Source organism: Bifidobacterium sp. B4079 (assembly GCF_026537385.1).
Taxonomy (GTDB): Bacteria; Actinomycetota; Actinomycetes; order Actinomycetales; family Bifidobacteriaceae; genus Bombiscardovia; species Bombiscardovia asteroides_I.
Genome location: NZ_JAFNMH010000001.1, coordinates 139,517 through 154,583 on the forward strand (window position 1 = coordinate 139,517; position 15,067 = coordinate 154,583).

The 15,067-nt window shown below is 54.5% G+C and carries 14 protein-coding genes, 1 tRNA gene, 1 pseudogene and 1 riboswitch; of the genes and pseudogenes, 5 read left to right on the forward strand and 11 right to left on the reverse strand.

Features of this window, described 5'->3' with window-relative positions:
- Positions 1-73: 73 nt before the first annotated feature.
- The 6 genes and pseudogenes from J3T95_RS00615 to J3T95_RS09145 all read right to left on the reverse strand — a co-directional run.
- Positions 74-1,483, reverse strand: a complete 1,410-nt coding sequence (locus J3T95_RS00615) for an NAD(P)(+) transhydrogenase (Re/Si-specific) subunit beta (protein WP_267450045.1) — start codon at positions 1,481-1,483, stop codon at positions 74-76.
- Positions 1,480-1,848, reverse strand: coding sequence for an NAD(P) transhydrogenase subunit alpha (locus tag J3T95_RS00620; protein WP_267450046.1), 369 nt, complete (start codon positions 1,846-1,848; stop codon positions 1,480-1,482). Before J3T95_RS00620 ends, J3T95_RS00615 begins: the two co-directional genes overlap by 4 nt.
- Positions 1,845-3,026: an NAD(P) transhydrogenase subunit alpha gene (locus J3T95_RS00625; RefSeq protein ID WP_267450047.1), complete on the reverse strand. Its 1,182-nt coding sequence runs from the start codon at positions 3,024-3,026 to the stop codon at positions 1,845-1,847. Before J3T95_RS00625 ends, J3T95_RS00620 begins: the two co-directional genes overlap by 4 nt.
- A 422-nt stretch (positions 3,027-3,448) precedes the next feature.
- Entirely contained in the window at positions 3,449-4,321 is an 873-nt protein-coding gene (locus J3T95_RS00630; protein ID WP_267450048.1) for a hypothetical protein, read from the reverse strand.
- Positions 4,322-4,643: 322 nt separating this feature from the next.
- Positions 4,644-4,895 (reverse strand): ACT domain-containing protein, encoded by a 252-nt coding sequence (locus J3T95_RS00635; RefSeq protein WP_267430332.1) that lies wholly within the window; start codon positions 4,893-4,895, stop codon positions 4,644-4,646.
- A 192-nt stretch (positions 4,896-5,087) separates the two neighbouring features.
- Positions 5,088-5,300, reverse strand: a pseudogene (locus tag J3T95_RS09145) (CBU_0592 family membrane protein); the annotation flags it as partial.
- A gap of 21 nt (positions 5,301-5,321) precedes the next feature.
- Positions 5,322-5,382, reverse strand: a riboswitch (guanidine-III (ykkC-III) riboswitch).
- 147 nt (positions 5,383-5,529) lie between these two features.
- Here J3T95_RS09145 and J3T95_RS00640 point away from each other — a divergent pair.
- Positions 5,530-6,369 (forward strand): aldo/keto reductase, encoded by an 840-nt coding sequence (locus J3T95_RS00640; protein ID WP_267450049.1) that lies wholly within the window; start codon positions 5,530-5,532, stop codon positions 6,367-6,369.
- A gap of 630 nt (positions 6,370-6,999) precedes the next feature.
- On the opposite strand, the gene J3T95_RS00645 is transcribed toward J3T95_RS00640, so the two are convergent.
- From J3T95_RS00645 to J3T95_RS00665, 5 genes are all read right to left on the reverse strand, one after another.
- Positions 7,000-7,776: a hypothetical protein gene (locus tag J3T95_RS00645; protein WP_267450050.1), complete on the reverse strand. Its 777-nt coding sequence runs from the start codon at positions 7,774-7,776 to the stop codon at positions 7,000-7,002.
- 961 nt (positions 7,777-8,737) lie between these two features.
- Positions 8,738-8,813 (reverse strand) — tRNA-His (locus tag J3T95_RS00650).
- A 132-nt stretch (positions 8,814-8,945) separates the two neighbouring features.
- Positions 8,946-9,404, reverse strand: coding sequence for an ASCH domain-containing protein (locus J3T95_RS00655; protein WP_267450051.1), 459 nt, complete (start codon positions 9,402-9,404; stop codon positions 8,946-8,948).
- Positions 9,394-9,972: a DNA-deoxyinosine glycosylase gene (locus tag J3T95_RS00660; RefSeq protein WP_267450052.1), complete on the reverse strand. Its 579-nt coding sequence runs from the start codon at positions 9,970-9,972 to the stop codon at positions 9,394-9,396. The genes J3T95_RS00655 and J3T95_RS00660 overlap by 11 nt, the downstream gene beginning before the upstream one ends.
- Positions 9,969-10,961 carry a YwiC-like family protein gene (locus J3T95_RS00665; protein WP_267450053.1) on the reverse strand — a complete coding sequence of 331 codons (993 nt, stop codon included), beginning with the start codon at positions 10,959-10,961 and terminating at the stop codon, positions 9,969-9,971. Before J3T95_RS00665 ends, J3T95_RS00660 begins: the two co-directional genes overlap by 4 nt.
- Positions 10,962-11,042: 81 nt before the next feature.
- Between J3T95_RS00665 and J3T95_RS00670 the strand changes: the two genes are divergently transcribed.
- The 4 genes from J3T95_RS00670 to fusA all read left to right on the forward strand — a co-directional run bounded on the left by J3T95_RS00670 (position 11,043) and on the right by fusA (position 14,941).
- The gene (locus J3T95_RS00670) at positions 11,043-11,450 is read left to right on the forward strand and encodes a DUF488 domain-containing protein (protein ID WP_416378719.1); all 408 of its coding nucleotides are present in this window, start codon (positions 11,043-11,045) and stop codon (positions 11,448-11,450) included.
- Between the two features lie 492 nt (positions 11,451-11,942).
- Positions 11,943-12,314: a 30S ribosomal protein S12 gene (gene rpsL, locus J3T95_RS00675; protein WP_015022141.1), complete on the forward strand. Its 372-nt coding sequence runs from the start codon at positions 11,943-11,945 to the stop codon at positions 12,312-12,314.
- Positions 12,315-12,317: 3 nt separating this feature from the next.
- A complete protein-coding gene (gene rpsG / locus J3T95_RS00680) occupies positions 12,318-12,788 on the forward strand; it encodes a 30S ribosomal protein S7 (protein WP_015022140.1) in 471 nt (156 codons plus the stop codon).
- 26 nt (positions 12,789-12,814) lie between these two features.
- Positions 12,815-14,941, forward strand: a complete 2,127-nt coding sequence (fusA, locus tag J3T95_RS00685; RefSeq protein ID WP_045924656.1) for an elongation factor G — start codon at positions 12,815-12,817, stop codon at positions 14,939-14,941.
- Positions 14,942-15,067 lie beyond the last annotated feature (126 nt).

The following is a 15,067-nucleotide window of genomic DNA, read 5'->3' on the forward strand; positions in this document are numbered from 1 at the left end:
CCCCGGATCAGCCAAGCCGATCTGGAGCCATGGTTCTGACTACAGCATATGCGACAGGTCGTCCAGCAGATGCTCAGGCGATAAGTTCCTTGACCGATGCAATGATCGTCTGAAGGCTGACCTTGGCATCGTTGAAGAGCATCTGCGTATTCGGATTGAAGTAGAGCTCGTTTTCGATGCCTGCATAGCCCTTGCCGCGACCTCGTTTGAGAACGACAACATGCTGGGCCTTGTCAACGTCCAGGATGGGCATGCCGGATACTGCAGTCCCTGGTCGGCGGGCCGCGGGGTTGGTCACGTCATTGGCGCCAACCACCAAGGCGACGTTGGCTGATGGGAACTGGGGATTGATGTCGTCGAGGTCGATCAATTCCTCATAGGGGACGTTGGCCTCGGCCAAGAGGACATTCATATGTCCGGGCATGCGGCCAGCCACCGGATGGATGGCGTAAGAGACCTCCACGCCATGACCCTTGAGCAGCTCGCCCAAGTCGGCCAGTTCGCGTTGGGCTTGAGCCTGAGCCAGACCAAAGCCGGGGACAAAGATGACCTTGTCTGCGTAGACCAGCTGGACAGCCACATCGTCGGGTGTGGTCTCCTTCATAGTCCCCTGGGCACCCTGATCCTGGCTGGCGCTGACAGAGGAACCGCCAAACCCTCCAGCTAGAACGCTCAGGAGAGGCCTGTTCATGGCCTGTGCCATCAGGACGGACAGGGTCGCTCCAGCGGCACCGACCAGTGCGCCAGCCACGATCAAGGCGACGTTGTCGATGGCCAGGCCGTTCATGGCCACAGCTGTGCCAGTGCAGGCGTTCAGAACAGAAATGACCACGGGCATGTCAGCGCCGCCGATGGGGATGACGAAGACCAGTCCGTAGCATAGGGCGAATATGGCCGTGAGGAGGGCCCATGGGGTTCGATTGTCTGGATTCAGGCAGAGCATGACCAGGCAGAGCACCGTCAGCAGGGCGAAGAGCACATTCCAGACAGCCTTGGCCGGCAGCTTCAGGTTTTTGATCAGGCTGACGCCCTGAAGCTTGCCGGCAGCTATCAGGGAACCGGTGAAGGTGACGGAACCGATGACCACACCGAGCCCGGCGGTGATCAGCACCACCAGAGTCGGGGTACCTTCGGAAGTGAGTATGTCGTTCAAGGCGACCAGGGCTGCTGCGCCGCCGCCGACCGTGTTGAAGACGGAAACCAGCTGAGGCATGTCCGTCATTTTGACCTTCCTGGCCGAGTAGACCCCTGCTGCGGACCCGATCAGGATGCCGAGCACGAGCAGAACGATGGCCAGGGAGGAGGCGAAATCGGTGGCGAACAGGTGGATGAAGGCCATGGCTACGGCGATGATCATGCCTGCTGCAGAAATCCTATTGCCTGTGCGGGCCGTTTTGGGGGAGTTCATGCAGTGCAGCCCCATGACGAACATGACCGAGGAGAGGAGGTAGACGAACCAGGTGATGATGTCGAGGGTGTTCACTTGTCGGCTCCCCCGTCCTCAGCATTCGCTACCGGGACGGCCGAAGCCTGGTGGTTCTGGTCGTCTTTGTTCTTTCCCTTGTCGGATTTCGATGATTTGAACATCTCCAGCATTCTGTCCGTCACTACATAGCCGCCCACCACATTCATGGCACCAAGTATGGCCGCCAGGAAAATGAGGACGTAGGAAAGCGGGGAGTGCGCCTCCGCTGCAATGATGACCACGCCGACGATCACAATGCCATGGATTGAGTTTGCTCCGGACATCAGAGGCGTATGAAGGGTGGCCGGAACCTTGCCGATCACTTCAACGCCGATCAGCAGAGCCAAGATAAAGAGTGTAATTGCTATGACCAAGGAATTCATTGCTGATGGCCTTTCTTCTCACTGCTTGCCGCGTCTGTGCTTCCGCGCGCGCCAGACTCTGCTGTTCCTGTTACGACCAGCGCCTGATCTATTCCATCATCTGCCTTGATGCTCAGCGCTCCATTGCGGACAAAATGAACCAACACGTCCGCCACATTCCTGGCCAGAAGGCTGGAGGCCGTCGTGGCCACACCGCTGACCAAGTATGGCGCACCTATCATGATGACTCCCTCATGCGTGGTCGTGGTTCCTACCTGCGACCCCTCAACGTTGCCGCCAAGATCGCTGGCTGCGCAGTCCACCACCACGGCTCCGGGGTGTAGATTGGCTACTCCCTTGGCACTCAGGAGCCTGGGCGGCTTCCCTCCTGGGACTTTGGCTGTGGTGATGACCACATCGAAACCTGCCGCCTTGGCATCCACCGCTGCCTGCTGCTGAGCCTGCTCCTGGCTGTTCAGCTGGCGCGCATAGCCGCCCTCGCCCTGACCTTTGGAGAAATCCAGTCCCAGGTCAAGGAACTTGGCTCCTAGGGATTCCACCTCCTGCCTGGAGGCGGGTCTGACATCGTAGGCGGTGACTACGGCTCCCAGACGTTTGGCGGTTCCGATGGCTTGCAGTCCTGCAATGCCGGCGCCCAGAACCAGAACCTTGGCTGGCCGGATGGTTCCTGCTGCAGTGGTCATCATGGGGAAGAAGGATCCGTAGGCATCGGCAGCCACCAGAGCTGCCTTGTATCCCATGACTGAGTTCTGCGAGGTCATTTCATCCATGGACTGAGCGGAGCTGAGCTGACGGGGGAGTCGTTCCATGGCGATACCCGTCAGTCCGGCCTCGTCCAGGGCTTTGATGTAATCCTGATCTGAGAAAGATCCCAGCATGCCGATGATCCAGGTCTTGTTTTGTATCCGGCTCAGCAAGGATGTGTCTGGCCTGTTGACAAATCCCAGGACTTGGGATTTGGACAGGACTGTATTCCTGTCGGTGACTGCAACCCCTGCTCGCTGATAATCCTGGTCCCTGAAGCCGGCTCGGACTCCAGCGCATGACTCCATCAGACAGGTGATGCCCTGCCTCGCCAGACGGGTCACGATGTCTGGCGTCAAGGCCACGCGCGACTCATCATGGCTGGTTTCATTCAGGACCCCGAAAGTTATCTGAGATTGTTCTGGTCCGCTCATACCCTTCCTTTTCTTCCACAACGATGTGTGAATAATTTCGATATAGAATATAGGTTTCGTCCGTTACTGTTGGGCAACTATCCGTCTTTATTCTAGTCGATTTCCAGACGATCGAATATGGCAGATTGCCCGACTGGAGCCTACAACCGGCCATCTTGTCACCTTTGACATCATATGCTGAAATTTGGCGTATCAGGGAGCAGACTGCGGGAACATCAGCCGCGGAGCAGTCTCGTTCTGCGCCCTGCTCCAAGGCTGATATTCCCTTCTCTAGAATGGTTGATCTGATTTGATCCGATTGCCTTTATCGGACAGTTTTCTTTATAGGCTCTTGTTCTGAGATTCTCTCACATTTCGATTGTTCACAGTATCCAAGTTGAGGATAGGACTCAGGTGGATACTGTAGTAATTCCGTTATTGTCTCATGCCCCTTTGTCGTGGTTCCCATCGGCAATCGGTTCCTTGGATTTGGAATGCAATGGATCGTGATGGTAGATAAGGGCGAAGGCAGCCAGAGTTTCAATCATGCTGGCGATGATCCAAGCTATGACGATGGCGTTCTGATGCTTGTTGATCGTTCCCATGCGGGTGAAGATGAACACATCCATGATGAAGGTCTGTAGAACCAGAAGGACCGTCGCCACAACGACCGTCCTGGTATGCTTGTCAGCCTCCGTTCCCTCTTCCTCTGGCTTGCCGGGAGACTTGAAGCTGGCATAGGAGAGGAGCCAGATGCCAATTCCGAATAAGACGGCAGCAAGAGGCAACGAGAAGAAGATCGGCATGGTGCTCAGGCTGAGGCCCAGAGCTGCGACCAAGACTGCCGAGGCCAGGCCTAGATAGAAGGAATCATGGTTTTTCGCCTTGGGCGGTTTGGCTGGCTTGCTTTCCTTAGTCAGCTGAGATGGCTTCTCGGAAGTCTTATTGGTTTGGCTCGGCTCGTCGCCATGAGAGGGGCCATCATGCTCTCTGTCTACGTGTCCGGACTGTGCACGCTCGGGGGTTAGGGTCTGTTCCTGCTTATGTAGTGTTTTAGGTCCGCCATGATCAGAATCCTTGTTGGACGGGTTCCTGCCTTCCTTCTCGCCTGTTTGCTCTGATGCATGCTTCGCCTCGGGCGCATTTGCTGTTTGGCTTTCTTTTCCGGCATTAGCAGTTTCCAATGGTTTTGGCATGCGGTTCTTGTCGTTCATGGATGTTTGCTGAGAACTTTCACGTGTGCTGTCGCTCCGTGAGGAGTTGCCCTCATGCCTGCCTTGGTTCTTATTTGCATGTTCGTTTCGATTGTTGCTCATCTGATCCTCCAGGCTTGTGCTTCCGCGTCACTTGTGGCAGGTCATCTGGCAGCCTGCCTATTTTCAGGAAGCAACCTCCGTTGAGGCCAGTGTATGTGTCCTTTTCTCGTAAAAGTGACATTGACCGGCGCTAGATCGGCATCATTTCGATATTGACCAAGTGCAGGTGAAGCACAGAGAGTTAGACGAAGGGGGCCTGCAAAAGCGCTGGATTCGTTGCAATAAATTCAACGACGGAGGGTGTTTGTTTATTCATGGTCTGCATCGGCGGTCATGATCTGAACTTTTGACTCTTGGACAGCGCTGCTATTGCTGTGATCAGTCAGATGATTGTATATCCTGACTTGTCAAGGGCATCCAGGGCGGCAGGGAAGTCCTCGGCCTTGGTAAGGACATAGTCCGTGTTGTAGGTCGAGACAGCGAAAATGCCTATGCCCCTGTCTGCCAGGATGGTGGCAATCGGCGCCAGGATGCCGATTAGCGAAAAATCAAGAATGCCTTGAATGCGTAAGGCCCGCCATCCGTCGCTGCGTTCCAGAGTCTGGCTGGGAACCATCTCGGCTGGACAGACCAATGAAGCCTCTTGGTCGGTTCGTCCTGTAAAAACGTAAGGTGAGTTCAGATCTACCTCTGTATAATCAGCAACCTTGCAAACGGCCAGGTTCGCCTCTATGGGCTGGATGCAGATGCCCCGCCCCTGCCTTGTCGCTGAGCTGCAATCCTTGGTTGTGAGTGACTTGCTTTTTAAGTGGGAACGAATGATGGCGTATAGCGCAACCAGGGCCCATCCGCATTCGAGGGCAAAAAAGGCCCACTGCCGGTTAGCCAGGGCATCGACGGCCAGCAAGCTTGCGCCGACAAGGTTTAGAGCAAGGTTGACCCGACTGCTGCTGGACAGGCTTAGCAGTTGCCTCGAAGCAAAGGCCATGAGTAGCAACAAAAATCCAATAAGTTGAACCAGTGTGAGCAAACCAACCACATCCTTCCGCGAGTGACCTGATGAGCGTCGTCGTCAATCCGGGTACGGCGCGTCTCGTCCGGGGAAGGGAAGCTTCCGCAAGATACTGTAGCACCACTGGCAGGGGGGCTGAAGGTTTGGTGCGCCACTCATGCAGAAGATGAATGGGTAGCCATATGCAGCAGGTATTGTACTGTCTTCCCATGCTTTGTTAGATTGCAGGAGGACATCACCATGGAGGGGATAGAGTATGCAAAAACTGCAGTTGAGCAATGGCTTCGAACTGGCCATATTAGGATACGGAATCTACCAGATAGATGATTTGAGTGAATGCAAACGTGGGGTGGCGTCGGCCCTCGATGACGGCTACCGCCTTATCGATACTGCTGCTTGCTATGGCAACGAGAGAGCAGTAGGGGATGCTCTGAGTGAAGCAGCCATTCCTCGAGAGGAAGTGAGCCTCTCCTCAAAGGTCTGGATTCAGCAAAATGGTTACGAGGGGACGATGCAGTCCTTTGAAAAGACGTTGATGAACCTGCAGACCGACTACCTGGATCTGTACCTCATCCATATGCCCTATGGCGATTATCAGGGGTCTTGGAGGGCTATGGAAGACCTGTACGAGCAAGGCCGGGTCCGTGCCATCGGGGTCTGCAATTTCCTGCCTGACCGGCTGATTGATTTGATTCTTTCCAGCCGAATTGCGCCCATGGTCAACCAGATTGAGCTGCATCCTTTCACCCAGCAGATTGCACTCCGAAAGGTCATGTCTGAGCAAGGGGTTGCCCCAATGGCCTGGGCGCCTCTGGCTGAAGGCCGTCAGGACATTTTCGACAATCCTGTCCTCAGGCGTATTGGCCAGCGTTATGGCAAGACCCCGGCCCAGGTGGTATTGCGCTGGCTGACCCAGCAGGGGATATGCGCCATCCCGAAGTCCGTGCATGAGGAACGGATTCGCGAGAACCACAATATTGCAGATTTCAGTCTTGATGATGACGATATGCATGACATCAGGGCCATGGATACGGGAGGGCCGCTCATTCTTGATGTGGATACGCCTGAGGAGGCCACACGTCCGCACTGTGAATAACTTTTGCTAATTTATGTTTATAAATCAAAGACTATGTACTATTTTTATCAGAGAATATAGCCTCTGCGCTGGTTTTCGCTGCAGTCTTATAAGACCGGATATAGCAGTCACCGTGGGTCTTATCGATACAGAGGATCAGAGAGGACAGTTAGGATTTCGGCGTTTACTATTTTCAGATTATTCCATTTTTCGCCAATTTCGAATGGAGAACTCGCCGTCTTAAGAATTGAGCTGTGGTTTAGGATAATGTTGCTGTTCGTTCTTAGCTGTTTTTAAACAGTAAGACCCACTTTAGATAATATTGCCTACATCGTTCTACGGCGCTCCGTAAGTTGTGGCATACTACCCGTAGCATTTCTCCAAAGGATAACAATATTGTCAGTATATTGTCTTATTACAGTTTATTCATTAGTCGTTTTCTGGGCTAATTGCATTCTCTAGTTCGTCAAATCCTTATCGATTAAATCTGATGTAGACATCAAGATTAACTATTACTATGTAAATAATAGTTATCGAGAGCAACCAAGCACGGATAGGTAGTTGGTAATCTGAATAGCTCTTTGCTTCTTTCATAGCAATTTTCAAAATTGTTTAATGAAGGGGTGTTCGTTCAAATTAGCATGCTTGTATTCAATGATTTATAAACATATACTGTTTTTTACTCTGCAATACTAAACATGACGTTCTTGATGACGATTTTTGACTGGTTCGGTTAAACGTCCATACGCCGGCGAGTACTAATATGCTATTTTTATTATTAAAAATTGATTTTTTAAGTTGAGTAAAAACACCCCGGTCTGGTACAGATATAAGTAACCTATCATTAGAAGCCGTTCTGAAGCGAAATTCTAGTGCTGTCGGGAAGTAAAAAAGGCTATGTTTGTCCCTAAAGACCTCAACCAGCATGGGGCCACAAGGCCCATTTATGTGCATCTTCGCGCTGCGGTTATCGAAAAGCATATCCCCTATTAAGTAGCCGTTATATGTTTCACAAGGCGGGAGTTGCTTGCACATACTGTATATTTCGTTCAAGGTCCTTGGAGTTTTTTGCGTTGATCGATTATCTAACTTCACAATATGCCGGTCTGTAGGTAACAGTGTCGTTGCGCTGGGAAGCAATACGCGCTGCATCTGTTCGATCGCTTTATCAAATGTAAATGCAGCTTCATTATATTCTTTAGAATCGAAATTGTAGAACGAACTATAAGGGCATTGCTGATCATGTCCACGACCTTTTCGATTGGCCGAAAAGTAACCGTCATGATTGCCGTTGCGCTGGCATATATAAAGTTCTGCGCGGCACGCAGGGTTCGGGCAATAATAACGGGTCTGATGATTCGCAGTTAAGGCCTCTTTTGCGGTAATTGACTGGGTCCTTTCTGGATCTTTAAATGCATAAGCAACCATTAAACCTCCTTGCCGTCGGTTTACACAACTACAAGTTTGCCCCAGTTTTATAACGCGATCGATATTATGAACAACTATCTACTTTATTTTAACTATATCGGAGATTGGCAGGCAATATAAGGTAACTTCATGTACTTTGGAGTTGGGAATAATAAAGGGATGAATCCTCTTTCTTTCTCTCTCGCGCGTCGTTTGAACGTTACCGGCGCGGGTCTATGCTAAAATGTAGACAGCTCATAGCATCTATGAAGATGGTTGTCAGTCAGCTATCATGATAATGTTCTATTGTTAAAAATGCATCAAGGTAGGCTGTCTTTGGCTGGAAATATCTAGGATTCTATCCCAACCTGTATTGTTGTGTATAGTTTGAGAAAGAAGTTATCTCTAGTCGAGATGCTTTTGTCTTAGCCAGTTTGACTGTTTTTAGTGCTGCACTACAACTGTGAATATGGATATTTTAGATGTACGCAAAAACTGATGTGCGAGCTATCTATCATATTTACAAGCTACTAGTTTGGTGAATAACCGCGCAGCCAAATATCTGTGTGCTTACTGCCTACGGCTTGATCTTAACAAATGTAATAGAAATTAGGTGAATGGCTGACTTGTAATCAGCCAAGCTTAGGATTTGATTGTAGCTAGTGACTAGAATTAATTGTTGACACTCTTTTTAACCTTTTAGCATCACTTGTGTGATAGCTGGATGTTCCTCTGAAAGTTCATACAGAAGCGTGGGGTATTTTTTAGTTAATATAGTTTTTACTATAGGGATGTTTAGGAAAAGGTTCGGGTTTGTTCCGCAAAGAGTCAGGCCGAAAATCGTATATACTAATTAAAAGTCAATATACAGCAATGTAATTTTGATATATAAAATACAAATGGTCCGGACAAATGCCTCGAAAAGTATTTTTGCTCATATGATAAAACTACTACTTACCAGTCGGAAAGTAGGGGTTTGTGGTGGGGTGGCTAACGCGGCTCGAACGCGCGACCTCCTGAACCACAATCAGGTGCTCTACCAACTGAGCTATAGCCACCATGGTGAATCGACCCGCGATGCGGATCAATGCAACAGATGAAACTATACACGATGGCACGACATGGCACGCCGGTGAGGTGTGACCCATGCGATAAAAGCCAGGTTTTGTCTTGGCATATTTCATGCATATTCAATTCACGACCGCGGCCTCTACGTAAAAAGTTTCCAGCACCACCAGGGTCTTGTCGTCGGCGGCGAAGTCGGGATCATCCAGTGCCTGTCGCATGTTCTCTGAGGTCCAGAAGGACTCATGAGACTCTCGCCACTCCGCCAGACTTTTATGGCCTTCTCCTTCGTTCAGAACATGCTGCAGCGCGACCACGCCCAGTCGGGTCACGCTCACCGAGGCATATCTGAGGACGGCAACCGGTTGCTCATCTGAGTCTACTAAAACTGTTCGTCGGCCGGAGGAGGGAAGTGGTTCATGATCATGGATGAACTCTGCCATAAGACTGGTCGTAGCAGTTTTGCGCCCGTCCAGAATAGCCTCCACCAGGCCGTCACGTTCTGGACCAGGGACGACGAATTCATCCTTGGGTAGATTCCTAACATCTCGGGCTTCTATAGTCGGTACTTGTTTATTTGACATAGTCGATGCGATTGTCTTGCCTTTTAGGCTCTTCGTTGTCGAGCGCTTTTCTTACCGGCTGGTAGGCCTTGATCAGATCAGCCAGACTCATAGCGGCGTTGGCAGGGCTGGTGGACGGCAGATTGATCATCGTCGGTCGATGCCCTTTCTCTTCCAGATTCTGCAGGCAGTAGCGACGGTAAAGCTGACCGGCCTTGCGTCCTGTAGTGAAAATGGTGCCGATCGGCGCACCATCCAGCAGATCGGCGATGTCGGTCGGCACCACCCCGGTGATGGAGGCATCGGAGGCGCCGCAGATGTCGCATTCCTGAACGACATCCCAGAGCGCTATGCGGTGATTGAGGGCGAACCGAGCGCGGACAGCCGGATCGGGCTCCGGAACAGGCTGGTCGAAGAGTGCGGCCAGTACAGGCCAGAAGCGGTTGCGCGGAAACATGTAGTAGAAGCCAGCCTCGCGAGAACTTGGGCTGGGTATGGATCCAAGGATCAGCACACGGGACTGGTCATTCCAGACAGGCCCGAACCCGTGGGTGACGTGGGTGACATGTGTGGACGAACCTGCGATCATGCGCCAAGCAGACTAGTCAGAGACGCGGTCATCACATCAGCCTGAGCGACCACCAGAATGAAGACCAGCAGACTGGTTGCACATTCAACCAGGCCCACATACAAAATGGGAATGCGGCGCCGACGGGAGATGGCAGGCAGCAGGGCCGCACGCACCAGCAAAACCAGGCCGGTCAGCAGAGGCCACCATCCTGCGGTGTGCACCATGGCGACCCCGATCAGGCAGAGGGCCAGGTTCCAAGTCAGCGAAAGCAGGTAGCACCAGGTCTTGCCACGCTCGCGGATCATGGTTTTGACGAAGATGACCGACCCGAACTGGGTCACAGCGAAGACCGCTGCACTGACCACTCCGATCGATGGCAGGGAGGCGCTTGGCAGGAATCCGCTGGCAAAGCAGTTCACTGCAGGATTCGGTTGGCATCCAGAGTAGCTGGCGTTGGCACCTGTCAGACCCGATTCCGGCTTCTGGAATCGTGACCCTAAGGAAACGACGATCAGACAGAGCATGCAGGCTGCAATCACGGCTACGGCATCGTTCCACCAAGAGCGCTCCGTGCGCATCCAGGCGGCGGCAAAGTTCAGCACGCCCAGCACCAGGTAGAACGGGGCCCATCGCAGGAGCCCAGGGGTGCCGACCAACAGGATCAGCCCGGTCACAGCCGTGAGCAGAGCGTACCCCAAAGCCGGTGGCGCGAATCTGGCAGCTCGGTGCGAAACCATCCACCGCGAGCCCGTGAACTCAAAGCAGTAGCAGAAAGCCCAAGCGACCATGAGCAGCAGGCTCCTCCAGGTTGGGCCTCCGACCAGCAGCCCAGCCAGGCCCGGCATCAAGGCCATGGCCCAGCCGCCTATCTGGTCGGGTATCCATAAACGACGCCACTGTCGACCCTTGGACCCTGATCCGGTCGGTTTTGCTGATTTGCAGGCTCGAGGGCTCGGTCTGCTGCCGTTTGATCCGGCTGCCTTGACCCTTTCTGCGTCTGTAAGCATACTTATCAGCCTACGCCCCGGTATGGCTGTCGCCGCCTCTTCCGTAATGCAGACTCAGTCAATATCATGGTCGAAGGAGTCATGGGGATCATACGGGTCCCTGGTTTCAGGAGGCGGATGATGGGTCAGGTGGATATTAAACGCGTATACGAGCAGGCCGCTGACGAGGACGGGGTCCGCATCCTGGTCGACAGGCTCTGGCCGCGCGGCGTCAGCAAGGAGCGGGCAGCCCTGTCCGGCTGGCTCAAGGATGTTGCGCCCAGTCCGGATCTGCGGCGCTGGTGGCACCATGATCCGGACCGCTTCGAGGACTTTGCACGCCGCTACTGCATTGAGCTGGATGACAATCCCGCCCTGGAGGATCTGCTGAGCATCGCGCGTGAACATGATCGGACAACACTGGTTTATGCAGCCAAGGACCCAGCCGTCAACCATGCCCTGATCCTGCGTGACTACGTCCGCCAGGCTCTTGACAAGGAAGATAAGTAGACGCTGACCATTCACAAATGTCAGAGCATTTCCGGACGCTGGCATTGATGTTTCTGGTGACTATATTTACCGATCCAGATGTGTTTTTCCGATACCTATATGTGTATAGTAGGAATCTGCCATAGACGGGTACCTCATTGTAGGTATCTGTAAATATAAGGCATGTGCAAGGATCTCCCATTAACGGTTTCAGTGCGGCATTGCAGCGAGCACAGCCTAGAGCATACTTCCAAGTGCAAGACATGGACATGTCTGCCCCGATGATATACTTTTCATCGTGTGTGCCGACAGCACGCCTTATGTTACAGGTGGGCTCGTCGGGGTATCCCCGGATCCGAAGAGTGCAGGCAGCAATGCCCAGCAGGAGGATCAGGGGCCATCGGGCCGGTGGACAGTGGCTAATCTCTCCTTTTGGGAGCGACTGCGGCTGCGGTGCGGCGGTCTCGCAGTGCAAACGAAGACAAGTTCATCGAAGGAATCGGAGAGAGTCAGTTGCCAACAATTGAACAGCTCGTCCGCAAAGGGCGCAAGGCCAAGCCTCGCAAGTCGAAGACTTTGGCGCTTAAGGGCAGCCCGCTGCGTCGCGGCGTATGCACCCGTGTCTACACCACCACCCCCAAGAAGCCGAATTCGGCTCTGCGGAAGGTTGCCCGTGTCCGTCTGAGCTCCGGCATTGAGGTTTCCGCCTACATCCCCGGCGAGGGCCACAACCTGCAGGAGCACTCCATCGTGCTGGTGCGCGGCGGACGTGTCAAGGATCTGCCCGGCGTGCGCTACCACATCGTGCGCGGTGCGTTGGATACCCAGGGAGTCAAGGATCGCAAGCAGGGCCGTTCCCTGTACGGAGCAAAGAAGGCCAAGTAACACATGTCACGCAAAGGACCAGCTAAAAAGCACCAGCTCCTGCCCGATCCCATCTACGGTTCCACCGTGGTGGCCCAGCTGATCAACAAGATCCTGCTGGACGGCAAAAAGTCCATCGCCGAGAACATCGTCTACACCGCTCTGGAGCAGGTCAAGGAGAAGACCGACCAGGAGCCTGTGGCCGTGCTCAAGCGCGCCTTGGACAACATTCGTCCCAGCCTGGAGGTCCGCAGCCGTCGTGTCGGCGGCGCCACCTACCAGGTCCCCGTCGAGGTCAAGCCGAACCGCGCCAATACGCTCTCGTTGCGGTGGCTGACCGATTACAGCCGCGCCCGTCGTGAGAAGACCATGTCGGAGCGGCTGGCCAACGAGATCCTTGATGCCTCCAACGGCCTGGGTGCCGCGGTCAAGCGCCGCGAGGACACCCACAAGATGGCCGAGGCCAACAAGGCGTTCGCCCACTATCGCTGGTAATCCCAAGAGAGCGAGAACAAGGAATTATGGCACAAGACGTGCTCACGGACCTGACCAAGGTCCGCAACATCGGCATCATGGCCCACATCGATGCCGGCAAGACAACGACGACCGAGCGTATCCTCTACTACACCGGCGTCAATTACAAGATCGGCGAGACCCACGATGGCGCCTCCACTATGGACTGGATGGATCAGGAGAAGGAACGTGGCATCACGATTACCTCCGCCGCCATCACGGCCTTCTGGAACCGTCAGTCTCACGATCCTGAGGACCGCTACCAGATCAACATCATCGACACTCCCGGCCACGTGGACTTCACCGCCGAGGTGGAGCGCTCCCTGCGCGTGCTCGATGGAGCTGTGGCGGTGTTCGACGGCAAGGAGGGCGTGGAGCCCCAGTCCGAGACCGTCTGGCGTCAGGCTGACAAGTATGGCGTGCCCCGCATCTGCTTCATCAACAAGATGGACAAGCTGGGCGCCGACTTCTACTACTCGGTGGACACCATCAAGGACAAGTTGGGCGTCAAGCCGCTGGTCATGCAGTTGCCCATCGGCGCTGAGAGCGACTTCCACGGCGTGGTCGACCTGGTTCGCATGGTGGCCTACTACTGGAAGGACGAGGCCGACCTAGGCGCCAAGTATGAGACCATCGACATCCCCGATGATCTCAAGGACAAGGCCGAGCAGTACCACACCGAGCTACTCGAGGCCGTGGCCGAGTCGGACGAGGACCTGCTTGAGAAGTACTTGGGCGGCGAAGAGATCTCCCAGCAGGAGATCCGCACCGCTGTGCGCAAGATGACCATCGAGCAGTCAGCCTTCCCGGTCTTCTGCGGATCCGCTTTCAAGGACAAGGGCGTGCAGCCCATGTTGGACGCGGTCGTGGACTACCTGCCCAGCCCCGAGGACGTGCCGGCCATCAAGGGCTACAAGATCGGCGACGAGTCCGTCGAGATCGATCGCAAGCCCACCGTGGACGAACCTTTCTCAGCCCTTGCATTCAAGGTGGCCACCCACCCCTTCTACGGCAAGCTGATCTATGTGCGCGTCTACTCCGGCAAGGTGGCTCAGGGCGAGACGGTCCTGGACTCCACCAAGGACAAGAAGGAGCGCGTCGGCAAGCTCTTCCAGATGCACTCCAACAAGGAGAATCCGGTCGATGAGGCCATCGCCGGCAACATCTACGCCTTCGTCGGGCTCAAGAACGTCACCACTGGTGATACCCTGTGCGACGAAAAGGCGCCGCTGGTGCTGGAATCCATGACCTTCCCCGATCCTGTGATCGAGGTGGCCGTGGAGCCTAAGACCAAGGCCGACCAGGAGAAGATGGGCATCGCCCTGCAGAAGCTCTCCGAGGAGGATCCCACCTTCCAGGTCAAGACCGACGAAGAGTCCGGCCAGACCCTGATCTCCGGCATGGGCGAGCTCCAGCTGGACATCCTGGTGGACCGCATGCGTCGCGAGTTCCATGTGGAGTGCAACGTGGGCAAGCCCCAGGTGGCCTACCGCGAGACCATCCGCAAGCCCGTCATGAACCAGGAATACACCCACAAGAAGCAGACCGGCGGTTCCGGCCAGTTCGCCAAGGTGCTCATGAACTTCGAGCCCTTGGATACTTCTGAGGGCGAATCCTACATCTTCGAGAACAAGGTCACCGGCGGCCACATCACCAAGGAGTTCATCCCCTCGGTCGATGCTGGTGTGCAGGAGGCCATGGAGTCCGGCGTGCTGGCAGGCTTCCCGGTCGTGGGCGTTAAGGCGACCCTGACCGACGGCCAGATCCACGAGGTCGACTCTTCGGAGATGGCCTTCAAGATTGCAGGCTCCATGTGCTTCAAGGAGGCTGCTCCCAAGGCCAAGCCCGTCATCCTCGAGCCTATTATGGCTGTGGAGGTCCGTACTCCCGAGGAGTACATGGGCGACGTCATGGGCGACATCAACTCCCGGCGTGGCTCCATCCAGTCCATGACCGACGCCACCGGTGTCAAGGTCATCGACGCCAAGGTGCCCCTGTCGGAGATGTTCGGCTATATTGGCGACCTCAGGTCCAAGACCCAGGGGCGCGCCATGTTCACCATGCAGATGGACTCCTACGCTGAGGTTCCCAAGGCCGTCAGCGACGAGATCATCAAGGCCCAGCGGGGCGAGTAATGCCGGTCCGGTCCGCCGCTACTGCGGTCCGCCGCAAAAAGGCTCTTCTGTCACAAGTCGGCGCTACACTCTTGTAGCGCTGACTGGGCGGAGGGCAAAAGTGGCAAAGAACCCGATAACCCAGTA

Coding starts and splice junctions, on each gene's coding strand:
- J3T95_RS00620 (WP_267450046.1), bottom strand. CDS start 1,848: ATGAATTCCTTGGTCATAGCAATTACACTCTTTATCTTGGCTCTGCTG.
- J3T95_RS00625 (WP_267450047.1), bottom strand. CDS start 3,026: ATGAGCGGACCAGAACAATCTCAGATAACTTTCGGGGTCCTGAATGAA.
- J3T95_RS00630 (WP_267450048.1), bottom strand. CDS start 4,321: ATGAGCAACAATCGAAACGAACATGCAAATAAGAACCAAGGCAGGCAT.
- J3T95_RS00640 (WP_267450049.1), top strand. CDS start 5,530: ATGCAAAAACTGCAGTTGAGCAATGGCTTCGAACTGGCCATATTAGGA.
- J3T95_RS00645 (WP_267450050.1), bottom strand. CDS start 7,776: ATGGTTGCTTATGCATTTAAAGATCCAGAAAGGACCCAGTCAATTACC.
- J3T95_RS00655 (WP_267450051.1), bottom strand. CDS start 9,404: ATGTCAAATAAACAAGTACCGACTATAGAAGCCCGAGATGTTAGGAAT.
- J3T95_RS00660 (WP_267450052.1), bottom strand. CDS start 9,972: ATGATCGCAGGTTCGTCCACACATGTCACCCACGTCACCCACGGGTTC.
- J3T95_RS00665 (WP_267450053.1), bottom strand. CDS start 10,961: ATGCTTACAGACGCAGAAAGGGTCAAGGCAGCCGGATCAAACGGCAGC.
- J3T95_RS00670 (WP_416378719.1), top strand. CDS start 11,043: ATGGGGATCATACGGGTCCCTGGTTTCAGGAGGCGGATGATGGGTCAG.
- rpsG (WP_015022140.1), top strand. CDS start 12,318: ATGTCACGCAAAGGACCAGCTAAAAAGCACCAGCTCCTGCCCGATCCC.
- fusA (WP_045924656.1), top strand. CDS start 12,815: ATGGCACAAGACGTGCTCACGGACCTGACCAAGGTCCGCAACATCGGC.